We start from the raw sequence: 14,576 nt of genomic DNA, 5'->3' as shown, positions 1-14,576 counted from the left end.
AAATATTTTTGAAGGGTTTTATACGAGGTGGAAGAGTGGGTGGGTGTCCACCTGTGGCTCAAGGCCAAACTCTTTTGCAGCCTCTGCAAGTACGATATCTGAGAATGCAATTGCTGTGGAAGCAGATTCACAGTTCTCGATAGGTCCGTACATGATAAGATCTGCACCAAGTGTTGCTGCCATGATGTTGCATCCGATATCCGGTGCTGTCCAGGCTGCCTGCTTGATACCTTCCATTCCACCTGAGTGGTGATGGCTCATCTGTTCAGCAAGAACATCCTTTCCTTCGTACTGCTGTAAGAGCAGTGAAGGATTCTTTTTGGATCCTCTCCAGCGCTTTAACCATGGCCATGACACTGTCATGTTGTGGTATGCACCACCGGTTGGGAGACCGTGGATTGCCTTGCATGCAAGGATTTCACGGAATGAACCGCCGGAACCGAGTCCGAGAGGTGTTGCTGCTGTATCAAGAATAGGGCGTTTAATACCACATTCTTCTGCAATTGCAAGCATTGATTTTTCCTGGCCTGCAACTCCACCCTCGGTAAGAACCTGCTCACGTCCACGGACGGTCGGGTCACCAGGGTTGAATGCAAGAACAATAGCTGCATCAACGTCACTGTTCTTCAGTGCCTCAATGTTCTCAGGACCGATTGAACCGTTGATTGAGTTGTAGATTGCACGATCTGCAAGTCCGACCTCTGTTACATACCCGCAGGCGTGTGCGAGTGCAGCAGGGTTGGATGAATCCATAAGGAATGCAGTCTTGTTGTCGACTGAGTCGAACCACTGGAAGTAGCTCTCAAATGCCTCTGGTGTTTCTGAGATGATCTGGCAAAAGTGTGGAATTCCCGTCTGGTCGGAAAGTTCCAGGCACCTGTTCCAGAGCGCCTCTGCGCGATCCTTGTCTATTACACCCTTCTCATCATCGATAACTGTCTCATGTTTGTTATAGAAGATGGAAGCGCCGAGCACCCTTGGATATTCTCCAGGCTGCCCACCAATTTTGGTACCATTGAAGTCGAGTACCGTCTGCTCTTTCTCGAATTTGAACATTTTTGTCACTCCTCCTTATATTAAAGCCATAAGTTTTGGGAGTAATACCAACAACATCATGAATACAAACATACCTGCGACGAGACCGTAAAGAATACCTATATCACGGCCAACTTTACGACCTACACGCTGGGCCATTTCTGCATCTGCGAACTCAAGGTTCTTTTCAATTTCATTGAGGCGTTTTTCAACCTCAAGGAACTGTGGATTTGCGGTTGCAACACCTGCACCTTCTGCTCCGCCAGCTTCTTCCTTGACCTCAACTACAATTGGATCCGCACCGAATGCACCTGGATCACGGGCTTTAAGCTCATCAATCTTGGCTTTTATTGCACCCATGTCCTCAGATTCCATGATGTCAACGAGCTCGACCTGCTCCTGGAAGCGCTTGATTGCATCTTCACTGAGATTTTCGATGAACGGAATTGCACCCTTTGCACCGACGATCTTACCGCCTTCAACACCGTTGGCGTGAAGTGCAATAAGACACTGTCCGGAAAGGTGACCCTTAACTTCTGTTCCGCATGTTATGAGGAACCTGATGTTTGGGTTTGCAATAACGTTTGCAACAATTTTCTCAAGACCGAGGTTCTCTGTCTTACAGGAACCGCACATTGCTGCACCTGCATCACAGACACCCTGCTCGTCAAGGTGGGAACCCATTGTTACAACAACAACCGGACTCTCTGCGTCACCTGTGTGGTAGTCACCCTGGATTTTAGGCCATCCTGATGCAGGTGATTTTTTATCAGCCATCTTAGATGCCTCCCATCAAGAATACCGGTGCAAGAACCAGAACAAGTGATACAAAGAATCCTACCATAAATCCGGTTAATCCGGAATCCATGATACCTGATTCAAGTTTGTTTGTTCTGCTCATGACCTGTCCTTTGTAACGCATGTCAGCCATCATATCGTCGATTGCTGCCATTCTGATGATTGAAGGACCTGATTTCTCTTCATCTGACATTTATTTCACCCCATTAACATGAAGCCAAGTATGGCAAAAGACACGATCAGACCGATCATGAGTCCTTCTACTTTACCGGAATAAACACCAGCTGCAAAGCGGTTTCTGTAACCGATGCTTGTGACCATCATCTGGATGGTCTTCATCCTTGCATGGATTAATGCGAGTTCTGCTGTAAGTGGTGTTTCTTCACCCTCAGCCTCACCTTCACCGCCGGCCTCTTCCTTGACCTCAACAACAATTGGATCTGCATCGAATGCACCAGGGTCACGGGCTTTAAGCTCGTCAATCTTGGCTTTTATTGCACCCATATCCTCAGATTCCATGATGTCGACAAGTTCAACCTGTTCCTGGAAGCGCTTGATTGCATCTTCACTGAGATTCTCAATGAACGGAATTGCACCCTTTGCACCAACGATCTTACCACCTTCAACACCGCCGGCGTGAAGTGCAATAAGACACTGACCTGAAAGGTGACCCTTAACTTCTGTTCCGCATGTTACGAGGAACCTGATGTTTGGGTTTGCAATTACGTTTGCAACAATCTTCTCAAGACCGAGGTTTTCTGTTTTACAGGAACCGCACATTGCTGCGCCTGCATCACAAATTCCCTGTTCGTCAAGGTGAGAGCCCATTGTAACAACTACAACCGGGCTGTTTGAATCACCTGTGTGGTAGTCACCCTGAATCTTTGGCCAGCCTGAAGCCGGAGATTTTTTATCTGCCATTTTTAACACCTCAGACTAACGCAAATGCGACTATACCCGCAATAAGTAATCCAACTGCGATACCATACCAGATTGCGGTGACACTTCCTGCATAAACAAGAGATTTCTCTCTGTTCGGGAATGATGAAAGGAAGCTGCCTTCACCTGAGAGCATACCAACGATATCATCGGTGATCTTCTCAAGTTCGTCAACCTGCTCAAGAACCGGACCAAGTGATGCACCAGCGGTTGTAACAACACCAACCATTGGATCTGCAACAAGGCCGAATTCTGGAAGTACTTGAATATTTCCCATAATCAGGCCTCCTTCTCACGAATTGGCTTGGCATCAAGCCACATGAATGCATCACGCTTGGACATAACAAGATACTGCTTGTATGTGTAAACCCATCCGATTGCTGAAATAATGAATGAAACAACTGCTGCTGTAAAGCTGATGAATGCAAATGACATGATTGCAACTGTAATCATGCTCAGGAATCCACACTCTGCTGCAAGCATGAGTGTTCTGTCCTGTGACTCATTTGGTCCGAGACATGCATTGAATGCGTGCTGGACAGCAATTGCGCCAAGCATAAAGATAACTGCAATGACTCCTCCGCCGATCACTGATGACTGGTAGTTTGCAACTTCCACTCCGAAGAATGTGGATGAGCCGGTAACCAGATCAGCAAATGCGAATGAACCGCTGACCATTGTTGCAAGACCAAGGATGGTGATTGCTCCAACGATACAAAGTTCTGCAAGAGATACGACCATTACAGGAATGTTCATGTTTACAATGTTGTTTGCAATGTAACCGAGAATAGCTCCCAGGATTGCTCCAATGACAACACAGCCGATTGGGATGATAAGAACTGATGATACAGGAATCATGTTCATCGAGCTGAGTTTTGTAGCAAGAACCATGGCAATTACACCGGAACCCAGTGCAATCATACCGGCTGAAGGAACACCAGTTCCAAGACCGTAACTGCAAAGGTGCTTAATTGTATCGGTACCCCACCAGAGTGCAAACACTGCTGCGAGACCACCGAAGAATGCAAATAACTGTGTATTTGCAAGTGTGTTCATGTAAGTCAGGTAAATGCATACAAGGGAACCTACAAGACCAATTGCAAGAACCTTGTTGTGTGGCATTCCACCTTCAGAAACTGTAATTTCAACTGACATTTTCAAAACACCTCACATAACCACCAATATAATTGCAAGCATTCCGCATACTGCAGATGCTACTGCACATCCGATAACTGCACGTGGGAATCTCTTGAACTTCGGGTCGTGTGGACCTTCGATTGTACCTGTAATGTTATATGCTGCAATTACAGCATTTACAAGGAACATACCAATTGCAAACACACCTGCAAGTCCTACTGCAAGAGGCAGAATCTGCTCTGCAGGAACGTTGAACATTCCTGGAAGGAATTCTTCGTAGACTTTGAGAAGTTCAAGGTAGATCAGCGTACCGCCAAGACCACCGAGCATACCACCGATAACACCACCAACATAGGAGATGAACGGCAGGCCGTGACCTTCAGTACCCTGTGATTTGTATGCCTCAAATGTGTCGCCTGTGATAGGATCTTTTGCAACCTTACCGGATGCGGCAGGAATACCCATACCATATACGTAGATTACGTTGACCATCAGACAGGTGACTGCCATCATAAGACCGCCACCGATTGCTCCGCCGGCGAGTGCAACACCAAAGCCAAGCTCTGCTGCCCATGCACCGCCAAAGAGACCTGCAAGACCTGCACCGGCTGCAAGCATTGTTACACCGGTTGCAATACCAGGGGACTGACCCATAGCTGCCGGAGCTCCTCCGACAGGTACAAAGTGAACACCGAAACCGATGAGAACACCGCCGATGATTACACCGATCAGGGACATGAAAGCAAGCCCTGGTGAAAGAACGTAAAGTGCTCCGATAGCGATTAAGAGAAGTACGATACCAACCGCTGTTCCTACAGGGTTGATTCCCTCTCCACCACTGGAACCTCCGCCAAGTGCACTCATGATGATGCCTCCTCTGCTTCTTCTGTGTATGGTCCGTAGGTCTTGCGTGCCCATACCTCAACATATCTGTCGATAATCATGAAGATGAGAATCAGTACAACACCTGCAATTACTGCACCCCATCCTGCTGCGAACTCTTCAAAGAAGATTGTACGCCACAGTTCAAGGAATACAATAAGACCGAAACAGACACCTGATGCTGGACCGCCCATCTTTGAGGTGAACCATCCGTTGTCGAGTGAACTGCGCTGGCCTGCTTCTGCATAGCGGACGATGTTACCGGATGCAGAGATCGGTACACCGGCACCGAATGCCTGTGACTGATACTGACGTTCCTTTCCGTAGAACGGGTTACCTGTTGCAGAACCTGCTGCACCAAGTGCAATACCCCATACAAGGCCTAAGAGAGGCAGTGGGAAAGGATGTCCAAGCGCGTTTACCATAAGGAAACACATTGCCACACATGTGAATATTGCTACAAACGCATGTGCCATAGTCACGGTTGTAACCGACTTTATTACGTCGATGTAAACCGGCTGTTCAAATTTTGCCAGACTTGCAGTCCTGCCCAGATAAGCTGTGGTTGCATATACACCCTGTACAAACACAGCGATAGCCGAACCTAAGACTATTGCAAGAACCGGATTGTAGTTTATCGCCATTAGCGCCCATGCGAGACCTGCTCCTAATGTACACCATAGACCGTATGCTGGGGGTTCACCGGAAATAGCTTTGCTGTAAATACGGTGAATATATCCCATCTGTGGAGCGAGCTGAACCTGTGAGTTCGGGTCACCCTGTGAACCGATATCAGATTCAGTATCCTCCGCAGCACCGGACACAGTGGCAAGAGCGCCCGCAATAGCGCTTATACCGATGCCAAATAGTAACTCTTCCATTAAGGCATCCTCCTGTGTGCTCCATGCACCAGAGATACACGTTTACACGAAACCCTTTTTGGATTCAAAAATAAGTCGTTTAGTAGTTTATTAAAGGTTTCGAAAGGCTTGTTCGTAAAAAACCGGAAAAAACGACCGCAGTGCGGGTATTATCTAACCTATTAAGGATTTTTTGATCTAAGAAAAAAAATATTGTTTTGATCTTACCTTGCAGGTATGATCAGTGAGCGCTCTCCGGCAGGCATGAACTCGCGGATTGCTCCTTTTGCGAATTCCTTGCGTGGCTCGGAGAAGTCGAACTGGAGTGAAGGATCTGCGAAACAGATCTTTACTAATGGGTCGAAACAGAATGCATCGCCACGTCCGTAGTGTGCACCACCGACGATAGCTGCGTATTCTCCCTGGTGACCGACGTTCATTGCGTAGTTTGGATAGTTTGGTCCACGAAGTTCTCCCATCAGACCGCGGTCTGCTTCCATGGAGAGTGAGTTTGCTGAACCACACTGGTCCTGAAGATCGTATCCGAAGAATCCGAGACGTGACCATCCTTCCTTGTGCATGAGCATTGAAAGGTACCATCCGTTAAGACCGGCATTTGAGTTTCCGGTTGCAATGGATGTGGACAGACCACATGCTGCTGCAAGGACACCTGCACGCTGTGAACCACCGAAGTGATCTTCCATCATTGTTGGGTACTGTTCGTACTGCTCCATACCATTCAGGTTGACTTCTGTTGCGATGTCGTTGACAATTTCCTGTGTTGGTTTTACGAGCTTTGCGGGGTCTGGGTTGGTGTAATCTACGCCGTATTTGTCTTTGATGTAGTCCATACCGTAGTATGTGAACTCATCGAGGATGTTGTCTGTATATGCTGCTGTTGCATACTGTGTGAATCCGACACCACCTGACATGTAAGATCCAAGCCAGATCTGGTCAAAGAGCATTGTACCTGCACCGACAACCTCGAGAGCTGCCTTTGCCGGGTCGTTTGGATATTTACGGTTTGCCTGGACAATATCTGAGAAGACACCGAATTTAATTCCTCCTGGTTCGTTAGGACCACGTGCACGGCGTGCAGGGAGGATTGATGCCATCTGTGATACACCGGCGTGCTTTGCTGCGAATGAAAGGTCAGCTACTGCTGCTTCACCTGCACACATTCTGTATGCTGCGATGAATGACATTCCAATCTGCATTGCAGACCATCTTGAGGTTGTTCCACCATCACAAGTCCTTGAGACGATTGTTGGGATGTGGATTGCCTGGTACATTGATTTGCCGACCTGCTGCTTGAGAACTGCTGCCTGGTCTTCTGGGAAGAGCTTGTCAATGTTGATAAGGAACTGTGGCTCGATTTCAGCTGCCATCTCGTCGTCGCCTGTGAAGACTTTGACGTAACAGTCATCGACAAGGCCCGGGTGGGTCTCGACCATGTGTTCCTGAACCACTGCTGCACCTGGCATTGCGTGGTTTAAGATGTGGAGGTACTCGTTGATTGTTTCAGGAGTTACTTCCTTTCCGAGACGCTTCTGGAGTGTTGCGTGTGCAAGGTCCATTCCTACAATAACAGTTCTGCGGATATCATCCCACATCTGCTGCATTGCTGAGTTGTTTACGAAGTGAAGATCATCACCCTCAACGAATGTTCCTGTACCTGAGACCTCGTAGGTCATGAGCTGTCTCTGACCCATTGGGATACCACCAAGGTGGCAGTGCTCAGGATCGTACATTGAAATTCCACGCTTTGCTTCAATAGCCTTTGTTGCCTCCATAAACTCGCGTTTACGTGGGGACTGACGAACACCATCGAAGTTGTAGAATGTTGTCTTTACTGATTCAGGATCTTCTCCCTGGAACTTCTCTTTAAGCGCATCAAGGAAAAGTTTCTGTGTTCTCTCAATTTTTGCCATTTATATCACTCCTCTACTGGCATAAAGCCGTATTTTGTCCTAAGCGAGTGGATACGCTGGATGTATTCAACGTATTCTGCATCGTCACGGAATGCAACACCAACAAGTGAGTGGAAGATTGTTGAGTGTGCTTTAACCCATTCGTCGTCCATTGGCTTTCCTACTGCAACCGCACGGTCCAGAGGCTCACCAATCTGGTCTTTCATGTATTTTACAAATCCGTCGTCGCCGAGAACACAGCGCTGGAGCATATCAAACATCATGCCGTCTTCTGCAAGACGGAGTGAGTGACCGTGTACAGTTGCACCACGGCAGCTTACAAGTGCTGGCTCAAACATTTCGCTCTCCATGAGAAGTTTTGAGTATTTCTCAAGGTCACGCTCACGGCACTCTACGATCTGACGACCGGAAAGTGTTCCTGGGTCAATTGCACGGAAGCGGTACATTTCAGCGTATGTACGCTGGTACGGCTGGGATGGTGCGTTGAACATTGAGTCAGCAAACTGGATGTAGCGTACGCGGTCTCCGGCCTTTGCTCCCTCTGTTGGTTCTACGATCTTTCTGATTGGACAGTCAGGCTCCTGCTGTTCTGCAAGAGGCGGGTGAGCTGTCGGGTATGCTGAACCTGGTGCACGGTGCCCAAGGATAAGCACAATATCTTCATCTGTTACCTCACGAACCTTATCGAGCTGGTGGGCAGGATTCATCTGGTTGCGCCTGTTTTCAGCAACAACAGATGTACCTGGACCATACTGTGGTGTGTATGCCATTTTCATTTCACCTCAAATTATTGTTTCATCAAATTCATTACAGCCGAAATAACTTCTGCCATTTTTTCTCGTGTTGGCGTCTGACCACGGGTCACCCCGCTTACAATTGCCACCACTCTTCCCTTAGTGCGGATATTTTCCTCTGCCGGCATGACATAGAGGGTCTTAACGCCGACTTTTGCAAGGTCTTCATAGTCCAGCGGTACCTGTGAAACCACTATCGCGTCAATCTCACACTGTGAAAGAATATATCGTATTTTTTCCACAACATGCGATCTTACATTGCCGTGATGGAGTATTGCCACCCTGTGCTGTTCTATCTGAGCAATTTCTTTCTCATTGAGTCCGAAATATGCTCCAAGAACAGAGCCTGCAATGCTCGGTGCATCAGGAGGAACACCACTTCCTGCATTAAGCACAAGAGTGCTCACAGAAAATTCGACCCCCTCCCTTCTCAGAGCCGAAGTGATATCACAAACAGGTTTTGTTACATGCCGTCTCCCTGGGGACATGCCGACAACTATGACATCAGGATGGCGGCATTCAGATATTGTGCCACGCTGTGCGAGGCCTCCGCCCTTGCCCATGCCCATACTTTCACGGCAGTCTACAACCTGGGTTACACGACCTATTGGCATTTATTTCAAACCCTGAATAATTACCGGGGCTTCCTTTCTTTTCGGGTCAACAAGTCCGACAACTGATTTGTCTGCTTCAGGACCGTACTTGCAGTAATCAACAAGTGTTGGTGAAGTTTTCATAAACCTGCCTTCCTGAACAGTACACGGGAATTTTGTAAATATTTCATCACAAACTTTCCGGATATTTTCAATTACGGATGAATCCTCTACTTCAAATGTTACCATCCCAACCTGAACATGAAGCTCCATCTCGGCTTCACCGACATGAATAACCCTTCTGTTGGTATTGGGATTTGGCTTTCCTCTTGCAGGGCCATAAGGCACGAGTGCAGGAAGGGATGGTCCGTTGACCATCATCCTGCGTATTCCCGGCACTTTGACTACTGCATTCAAAAACTTTTCAGCAGTCTCCGGCGATAGCATGCGGAGTGGGACTGCCCTACACTGGGGATATTGGCTTTCAGTCATTCCAATCTGTATTTTGATCTATTCAGACCCCGTTAGCGATCTGCTGGATCGGCTTGTTGAACTCTGGGATCTGACCGTATGTCTCGCCCATTACCTTTGATGTTCCCTCTGGAGTGAACATCTGTGTACCTGCATCAAGTGCACATGCTGCAACTACACATGGAATTGCACAGCCATTTGCGTGGCGTGTTACAACGTGGTTTCCGTTGAAGATACCTGGACCTCCACCACCGTAGATTGAGTGGCTGAAGAAGGAGAAACCGACAGCTGTACCCATTACACGACCAAAGTCGGTTGATGGAAGACCGGTTTCGTGTTCAAGCAGGTCGTTGAAGTAAAGCAGTGTTGATGAAACTGCCTGTGCGAAACGTCCTGCACCACAGTTGACCATTGTTGCTGCCATTGTACCTGCTGCTGCATATGCATTCCACATCATTGGGTCCTTTGTGTCATAGAACTGGAAGTATCCGCCCTTCTTTCCGGGTACGATAACTTTGTCCTCAATTGCCTTCTCGACAAGTGACTGAACAACAGTTCCGACTGTTCCTGTCTGACCGTTCTCTTTTACGAGATCGTAGACGAGGTTGTTTGCGTTAAGTCCCTGGTATGCGTACTGGAGAAGCATGTGGCGCTCGAACGGACCGATTGCACCGCCCATTTCGAACTCTCCTGCTGTCTCAAGTGTGGATGCGAGTGCTGCACCCTGCATTGCATTTCTGCCGGTCATCATAACAAAGTGGTTTACACCAATGTTACGAAGTGCAAATCCGAGACCTTCGTTGTTCTGTGGAATGTTCATGACAGAGCTTACAAGTGCACCGTTCATGTCCATTGTGTGTGGGTATCCACCCCATGTTGCTGCCTTTACAGTTGATGCATTGAATGCGTCAATGTTGTACTGGTCAACAATTGCATAGGTTGTTGCTGCTGCAACTGATGTGACTGCTGCATCGTATGTTGATGCTGCATCGAGACGTGTTTTTGGAACTTCTACGAGAAGGAGCTGTCCGCCGTTGAATTCGTTGATTACAGCTTCGTCGCCCTCTACGTCGACCATTTCCTTAATCTTTGCGACAATTGCGTCCTTGTCCTGCATGATTGGAAGGTCAAGTTCACGTCCAAGGATTGTTCCTTTTCCAAGCTTTCCTGCTTTAAGTGCTTTCTCAATGCCTCCGAGGTTAACAGTAATGCTCCTCTTTGTAAGGTCAATGATCTTCTTTGTTGCAGGATTTACCAGTGGACTGATTTTGTTGAGCTCTACGTTGCTCTTCAAAAGCTGTCCGTCATCTGAATAAAGATCGATTGTATCGGAATATTTTGCCATATTTTTCCTCCTATACCCATTATGTGCAATGCTTTTCATTCACTGAATACTGACAGCAATACCTGTCGTTGTCTATGTTAATCACTACTGCACGTCCCCGCATGGGACAAGGGTACATTATCATAGACTCAGAATATAAGCATTCCTAATATGAAGCATTATAATTTGGAAAAAATAGTTTTGTTAAAAACGTTAATTTCAAATATTAAATCTCATTTTGACGAATTTTTTTATCCAGTAATACAAAAACATATATCTTGTAATACTCTTTATGAAAAGAATCGGCCTGAATCCGTAAGTCATTCATGCGCTTTTTGAGAACACGCGAAAAGAGGATTGAAATTGGTTAATATTAAAAATTCAATGATTATTGCCTTATTATTGTTCCGCAGTTCTCATCGTTCAGGGCTTTTTCAATATTGCCCCTTACATGACCGTTGACAATTCTGACTTCATGAATATTTTTGGCATTGCAGAGAAGTTCAACAACCTTCTCCTCCAAAACAAGATCTTCCATATTCATCTCAAGGAGCTCTTCTGCCTTTATTTCATGAATAAGTTCTGCATCAGGATTTAAAAGAGGATTTTCGTCATAGAGTCCGTCCACGTTTTTGACAAGTATGCATCTTTTGGCACCAAGAACCTCTGCCGCAAGGAATGCACCGGTATCCGTCCTGTGCTGCGGGATAGGTCCTACCGGGGATGGAAGCTCATAAAGACCAAATATGGGCGTTCCCCTCATTATCGGAAGCTGACCCATGTCTATTAACATCGGAATATCAAGAAGATCGTCATTACTGATGTGGACAGCCTTGTATTTTGCCATAATTGCGGCAACCATTATTGCATTCTGTTCACTTACAGTGCCTGAAAGCTCTGCGAGTATTCCTGTCGGCATTCCAAGGTCAATGCCTATGTCCATTATGTGACGGACACGGACACCTCCGCCGGTTGCAATAAGCATCTGATGAACTTTTGAAAGTTCACCAACCTCATTGAGAAGCGGGAGCAGAACTTCTGCACCAAAGTCGATGGTTCCATGACCCCCGATCTTAATCACATTTAAATCAGGAGCTATTTTTATCTGCTCAACACCTGATCTCTCATGCATGAGCCCTTTCCTGACAAGCGTCTCTCCCTGTAGTTTGTTTTTTATTTCGCGTCGCTGTTTCATATGGTGATCACAATATTAATATACCTTCATGCATAAGTAGTGTGTGTTATAGCAGCTGTTATAACAGATGTATATCAGCTGTTTTTAGGTAAGTGATTGAAATGAAAATTTATGTACGTGAAAGAGCAAAAATCAAAGAAGGCGTGAAACAGCCAAGATACAGAGTAGTTGCAATTGTCGGCGACAAGGATGACAAGGTAAAGGTTGCTGCAAGCCATTTCCGCAAAGTCGAACTGGAACAGCTTGCAAAAGATCTTTCTGCAGAACTGATCTATCTTGAGCCGATGCCCGAAGAAGAGCACGGCAAAATGAAGAAATAAACCGGACTAATTAAACCAGAATTAAAATCCAAAACCAGAATACAAACTTATATTCTTTTTCCGGTTAAAACTTATGATAAAATGGCCAATGAAGAAATTACAAAAATACTGAATGCGGCCGCAAGACTGCTGGTTAAAAACCAGTCAGTTAACATTCTTTTTGAGCAGGATGTTGTAAAAATAAAACTCCCGACAACAAGGGACCTTGCAAAGGATCTCAATACTCCGCATTATTACATATTGCCCGGATTTTCCCTAATGGAGAAGAACAAACTCATCAAAAGGGAAGAGAGAGTGGGCATATGGACCACAAATGAAGGTACACGAATCCTTCTGTCATTATTGAAAGATAATTATGTAGAGGAGACTAAAAATATTCTCGGCGAAAAGTTATTTACTGCACTAACTGAAAAAATTAACACCGGTTTATCCAAAGATATGGACTGAACCGGATTCAAAGCAGGCATAAGCCCGATCACCGCTTTTAAGCCCTTCAGATAAAAATGACCTTTTCATCATAACCGAATTTAAGATAAATCCGACATCAGCGGTAATTTTGACAAAGCTTCCTTTGTCAGTTATATCCAAAATCTCACAGGGGAGAGTGTTTAAACCCTTTTCCGCAACAGGTTCCTTTGAAATAGTAATGTTTTCCGATCTTATGCAAAGTTTTGGATTTGCGTCTTTTTTATGAATACAGGAACTATCACACTCTATGGTTACACCAGACACCTGAACAGAGAAAGTGCCATCTTCGACACATGTTCCCCCGTAAATATTTTCAATCCCGACAAACCTGGCGATAAATTCCGAGGCAGGTCTTTCAAAAAGATCATCAGGACTTCCGACCTGAAGAATCTCACCTGCATTCATCAGTGCAACCCTGTCTGCAAGTGAGAAAACCTCCTCGTAATTGTGAGTTATGTGAATTATTGTGGTTTTAAACATGCCGTGAAACTTCTTAAGCTCTATTCTGAGTTTATCCCTTGTCTGACTGTCAAGGGCACTTAATGGTTCATCCAAAAGGAGCATCACAGGATCCATTAAAACCGCCCTGCATATGGCGGCCCTTTGTTTCTCTCCGCCACTGAGTGTGCAGGGATACCTGTGAAGAAGATGATTTATTCCAAAAATCTTTGTTATTTCATCAACCCGCTTTTTTATTTCATCAGGTGAAGCTTTTTTGTTCTTAAGCCCGAATCCGATATTTTTTTCGACATTCATATGGGGAAAAAGCATGAAGTCCTGATATACCATTGAAATATTTCTTTCTCTGGGGGGGAGGGCTGTGATGTCATTTCCATCGAATGTGATGCTTCCCTTATCCGGCGGGTATATTCCTGCAAGGGTTTCCAGGAGAATGGTTTTTCCGGCACCTGTCGGGCCGATAATTACAAGATACTCCCCTTCCTTAACCTCCAGACTGATATCCCGAAGTTTAAACTCCCCCAAATCCTTTGAAAGATTGTTTATCTGAATCATTTTCTAACATCCCGGTTTTAAAATTTAGCCGAGCCCCCGTATTTTTCAAATATGTAAAGTGATACAACGGATATTGCAATCAGAATTGTCGCTGCTGAAATAGCCATTTCAAGCTCTCCGCAAGACATGTTCAAAAAGAGGGAAATCGGCAGGGTTTCTGTCTTCATCCTTGTGGCACCGGCCAGTATCAGGGCTGCACCGAACTCGCCTATTCCCTTCGCCCACGTAATTACTGCTCCTGCAAAAAAACCGTTTACTGACATCGGAAGCACAACCTGACAGATTGCCTGTATAGGTGTGCATCCAAGCGTCTGTGCCACATATTCATAGCGGGGATTTATCCCTTCAAATGTGGATCGCATGATTCGAAGCATGAACGGGAGATTTACAAAGAACTGGGCAATTATAATACCAAGAGGGGTGAAGACAAACACAAGCCCTATGCTCTCAAGGAAATCACCAAATGCAGTTGTTCCGAAGAATAACAACAGACCCACACCGGCAACAAGCGGAGGAAGGGCAAGGGGTATGTCCACAATCATATTGACAAGGGTTTTCCCCCAAAAATCATATCTTGCAAGTGCGTATGCGGCGGGAACTCCAACTATTATGCAAAGAAATGTTGAAGTTATCGATGTTAAAAGACTCAGGTATATCGCAAACTGAATCTCTTCTGTCATTAGAGCCTGCACTATTGCACCGGGTGCCGGATGTGTGACCACCAAAAGCAGTAGCGCAACGATAAAACCTGTGAGCAGAAGGACAAAAAAAGTTGTAATTATCTTAACCAAATCGAATCTTTCAAAATTATTCAT

General features: G+C 45.9%; 18 protein-coding genes. 2 read left to right on the top strand and 16 right to left on the bottom strand.

Annotated elements, in window-relative coordinates:
- Positions 1-18: 18 nt before the first annotated feature.
- The 14 genes from mtrH to F1737_RS00880 all read right to left on the bottom strand — a co-directional run bounded on the left by mtrH (position 19) and on the right by F1737_RS00880 (position 11,959).
- Complete coding sequence (gene mtrH / locus F1737_RS00945; RefSeq protein ID WP_317136915.1) at positions 19-1,056, bottom strand: tetrahydromethanopterin S-methyltransferase subunit H; 1,038 nt, start codon at positions 1,054-1,056, stop codon at positions 19-21.
- A 15-nt stretch (positions 1,057-1,071) separates the two neighbouring features.
- Positions 1,072-1,812: a tetrahydromethanopterin S-methyltransferase subunit A gene (mtrA, locus tag F1737_RS00940; RefSeq protein WP_317136914.1), complete on the bottom strand. Its 741-nt coding sequence runs from the start codon at positions 1,810-1,812 to the stop codon at positions 1,072-1,074.
- 1 nt (position 1,813) lies between these two features.
- Positions 1,814-2,026 carry a tetrahydromethanopterin S-methyltransferase subunit F gene (locus tag F1737_RS00935; protein WP_317136913.1) on the bottom strand — a complete coding sequence of 71 codons (213 nt, stop codon included), beginning with the start codon at positions 2,024-2,026 and terminating at the stop codon, positions 1,814-1,816.
- Between the two features lie 5 nt (positions 2,027-2,031).
- Positions 2,032-2,754, bottom strand: coding sequence for a tetrahydromethanopterin S-methyltransferase subunit A (mtrA, locus tag F1737_RS00930; RefSeq protein ID WP_317136912.1), 723 nt, complete (start codon positions 2,752-2,754; stop codon positions 2,032-2,034).
- 10 nt (positions 2,755-2,764) lie between these two features.
- The gene (mtrB, locus tag F1737_RS00925; RefSeq protein ID WP_317136911.1) at positions 2,765-3,049 is read right to left on the bottom strand and encodes a tetrahydromethanopterin S-methyltransferase subunit MtrB; all 285 of its coding nucleotides are present in this window, start codon (positions 3,047-3,049) and stop codon (positions 2,765-2,767) included.
- Positions 3,050-3,051: 2 nt separating this feature from the next.
- Positions 3,052-3,927 carry a tetrahydromethanopterin S-methyltransferase subunit MtrC gene (mtrC, locus tag F1737_RS00920; protein ID WP_317136910.1) on the bottom strand — a complete coding sequence of 292 codons (876 nt, stop codon included), beginning with the start codon at positions 3,925-3,927 and terminating at the stop codon, positions 3,052-3,054.
- 12 nt (positions 3,928-3,939) lie between these two features.
- A complete protein-coding gene (gene mtrD / locus F1737_RS00915; protein WP_317136909.1) occupies positions 3,940-4,773 on the bottom strand; it encodes a tetrahydromethanopterin S-methyltransferase subunit D in 834 nt (277 codons plus the stop codon).
- On the bottom strand, positions 4,770-5,672 hold the full coding sequence (mtrE, locus tag F1737_RS00910) for a tetrahydromethanopterin S-methyltransferase subunit E (RefSeq protein ID WP_317136908.1): 903 nt from the start codon (positions 5,670-5,672) through the stop codon (positions 4,770-4,772). The genes mtrD and mtrE overlap by 4 nt, the downstream gene beginning before the upstream one ends.
- A gap of 203 nt (positions 5,673-5,875) precedes the next feature.
- Positions 5,876-7,582 carry a coenzyme-B sulfoethylthiotransferase subunit alpha gene (gene mcrA, locus F1737_RS00905; protein ID WP_317136907.1) on the bottom strand — a complete coding sequence of 569 codons (1,707 nt, stop codon included), beginning with the start codon at positions 7,580-7,582 and terminating at the stop codon, positions 5,876-5,878.
- Positions 7,583-7,587: 5 nt separating this feature from the next.
- Positions 7,588-8,352, bottom strand: a complete 765-nt coding sequence (mcrG, locus tag F1737_RS00900) for a coenzyme-B sulfoethylthiotransferase subunit gamma (protein WP_317136906.1) — start codon at positions 8,350-8,352, stop codon at positions 7,588-7,590.
- 17 nt (positions 8,353-8,369) lie between these two features.
- On the bottom strand, positions 8,370-8,990 hold the full coding sequence (mcrC, locus tag F1737_RS00895) for a methyl-coenzyme M reductase I operon protein C (RefSeq protein ID WP_317136905.1): 621 nt from the start codon (positions 8,988-8,990) through the stop codon (positions 8,370-8,372).
- Entirely contained in the window at positions 8,991-9,461 is a 471-nt protein-coding gene (gene mcrD / locus F1737_RS00890) for a methyl-coenzyme M reductase operon protein D (RefSeq protein ID WP_317136904.1), read from the bottom strand.
- Between the two features lie 22 nt (positions 9,462-9,483).
- On the bottom strand, positions 9,484-10,785 hold the full coding sequence (gene mcrB / locus F1737_RS00885) for a coenzyme-B sulfoethylthiotransferase subunit beta (protein ID WP_317136903.1): 1,302 nt from the start codon (positions 10,783-10,785) through the stop codon (positions 9,484-9,486).
- A 367-nt stretch (positions 10,786-11,152) separates the two neighbouring features.
- Positions 11,153-11,959: an amino acid kinase family protein gene (locus F1737_RS00880; protein WP_317136902.1), complete on the bottom strand. Its 807-nt coding sequence runs from the start codon at positions 11,957-11,959 to the stop codon at positions 11,153-11,155.
- 101 nt (positions 11,960-12,060) lie between these two features.
- Between F1737_RS00880 and F1737_RS00875 the strand changes: the two genes are divergently transcribed.
- Both F1737_RS00875 and F1737_RS00870 read left to right on the top strand, forming a co-directional pair.
- On the top strand, positions 12,061-12,279 hold the full coding sequence (locus tag F1737_RS00875) for a hypothetical protein (RefSeq protein WP_317136901.1): 219 nt from the start codon (positions 12,061-12,063) through the stop codon (positions 12,277-12,279).
- Positions 12,280-12,360: 81 nt separating this feature from the next.
- Complete coding sequence (locus F1737_RS00870) at positions 12,361-12,726, top strand: hypothetical protein (protein ID WP_317136900.1); 366 nt, start codon at positions 12,361-12,363, stop codon at positions 12,724-12,726.
- On the opposite strand, the gene F1737_RS00865 is transcribed toward F1737_RS00870, so the two are convergent.
- Positions 12,706-13,761, bottom strand: a complete 1,056-nt coding sequence (locus tag F1737_RS00865) for an ATP-binding cassette domain-containing protein (protein ID WP_317136899.1) — start codon at positions 13,759-13,761, stop codon at positions 12,706-12,708. The two genes, F1737_RS00870 and F1737_RS00865, sit on opposite strands and share 21 nt — an antisense overlap.
- Before the next feature lie 17 nt (positions 13,762-13,778).
- Positions 13,779-14,576: an ABC transporter permease gene (locus F1737_RS00860; protein WP_317137907.1), complete on the bottom strand. Its 798-nt coding sequence runs from the start codon at positions 14,574-14,576 to the stop codon at positions 13,779-13,781.

It is taken from the genome of Methanoplanus sp. FWC-SCC4 (assembly GCF_032878975.1).
GTDB classification, from domain to species: Archaea; Halobacteriota; Methanomicrobia; order Methanomicrobiales; family Methanomicrobiaceae; genus Methanochimaera; species Methanochimaera problematica.
This window is presented reverse-complemented; position numbering and strand designations above follow the sequence as displayed.

Excerpts from the sequence above, each read along its gene's own strand:
- mtrH (WP_317136915.1), bottom strand. The coding sequence starts at position 1,056 with ATGTTCAAATTCGAGAAAGAGCAGACGGTACTCGACTTCAATGGTACC.
- mtrA (WP_317136914.1), bottom strand. The coding sequence starts at position 1,812 with ATGGCTGATAAAAAATCACCTGCATCAGGATGGCCTAAAATCCAGGGT.
- F1737_RS00935 (WP_317136913.1), bottom strand. The coding sequence starts at position 2,026 with ATGTCAGATGAAGAGAAATCAGGTCCTTCAATCATCAGAATGGCAGCA.
- mtrA (WP_317136912.1), bottom strand. The coding sequence starts at position 2,754 with ATGGCAGATAAAAAATCTCCGGCTTCAGGCTGGCCAAAGATTCAGGGT.
- mtrB (WP_317136911.1), bottom strand. The coding sequence starts at position 3,049 with ATGGGAAATATTCAAGTACTTCCAGAATTCGGCCTTGTTGCAGATCCA.
- mtrC (WP_317136910.1), bottom strand. The coding sequence starts at position 3,927 with ATGTCAGTTGAAATTACAGTTTCTGAAGGTGGAATGCCACACAACAAG.
- mtrD (WP_317136909.1), bottom strand. The coding sequence starts at position 4,773 with ATGAGTGCACTTGGCGGAGGTTCCAGTGGTGGAGAGGGAATCAACCCT.
- mtrE (WP_317136908.1), bottom strand. The coding sequence starts at position 5,672 with ATGGAAGAGTTACTATTTGGCATCGGTATAAGCGCTATTGCGGGCGCT.
- mcrA (WP_317136907.1), bottom strand. The coding sequence starts at position 7,582 with ATGGCAAAAATTGAGAGAACACAGAAACTTTTCCTTGATGCGCTTAAA.
- mcrG (WP_317136906.1), bottom strand. The coding sequence starts at position 8,352 with ATGGCATACACACCACAGTATGGTCCAGGTACATCTGTTGTTGCTGAA.
- mcrC (WP_317136905.1), bottom strand. The coding sequence starts at position 8,990 with ATGCCAATAGGTCGTGTAACCCAGGTTGTAGACTGCCGTGAAAGTATG.
- mcrD (WP_317136904.1), bottom strand. The coding sequence starts at position 9,461 with ATGACTGAAAGCCAATATCCCCAGTGTAGGGCAGTCCCACTCCGCATG.
- mcrB (WP_317136903.1), bottom strand. The coding sequence starts at position 10,785 with ATGGCAAAATATTCCGATACAATCGATCTTTATTCAGATGACGGACAG.
- F1737_RS00880 (WP_317136902.1), bottom strand. The coding sequence starts at position 11,959 with ATGAAACAGCGACGCGAAATAAAAAACAAACTACAGGGAGAGACGCTT.
- F1737_RS00875 (WP_317136901.1), top strand. The coding sequence starts at position 12,061 with ATGAAAATTTATGTACGTGAAAGAGCAAAAATCAAAGAAGGCGTGAAA.
- F1737_RS00870 (WP_317136900.1), top strand. The coding sequence starts at position 12,361 with ATGGCCAATGAAGAAATTACAAAAATACTGAATGCGGCCGCAAGACTG.
- F1737_RS00865 (WP_317136899.1), bottom strand. The coding sequence starts at position 13,761 with ATGATTCAGATAAACAATCTTTCAAAGGATTTGGGGGAGTTTAAACTT.
- F1737_RS00860 (WP_317137907.1), bottom strand. The coding sequence starts at position 14,576 with ATGAATAATTTTGAAAGATTCGATTTGGTTAAGATAATTACAACTTTT.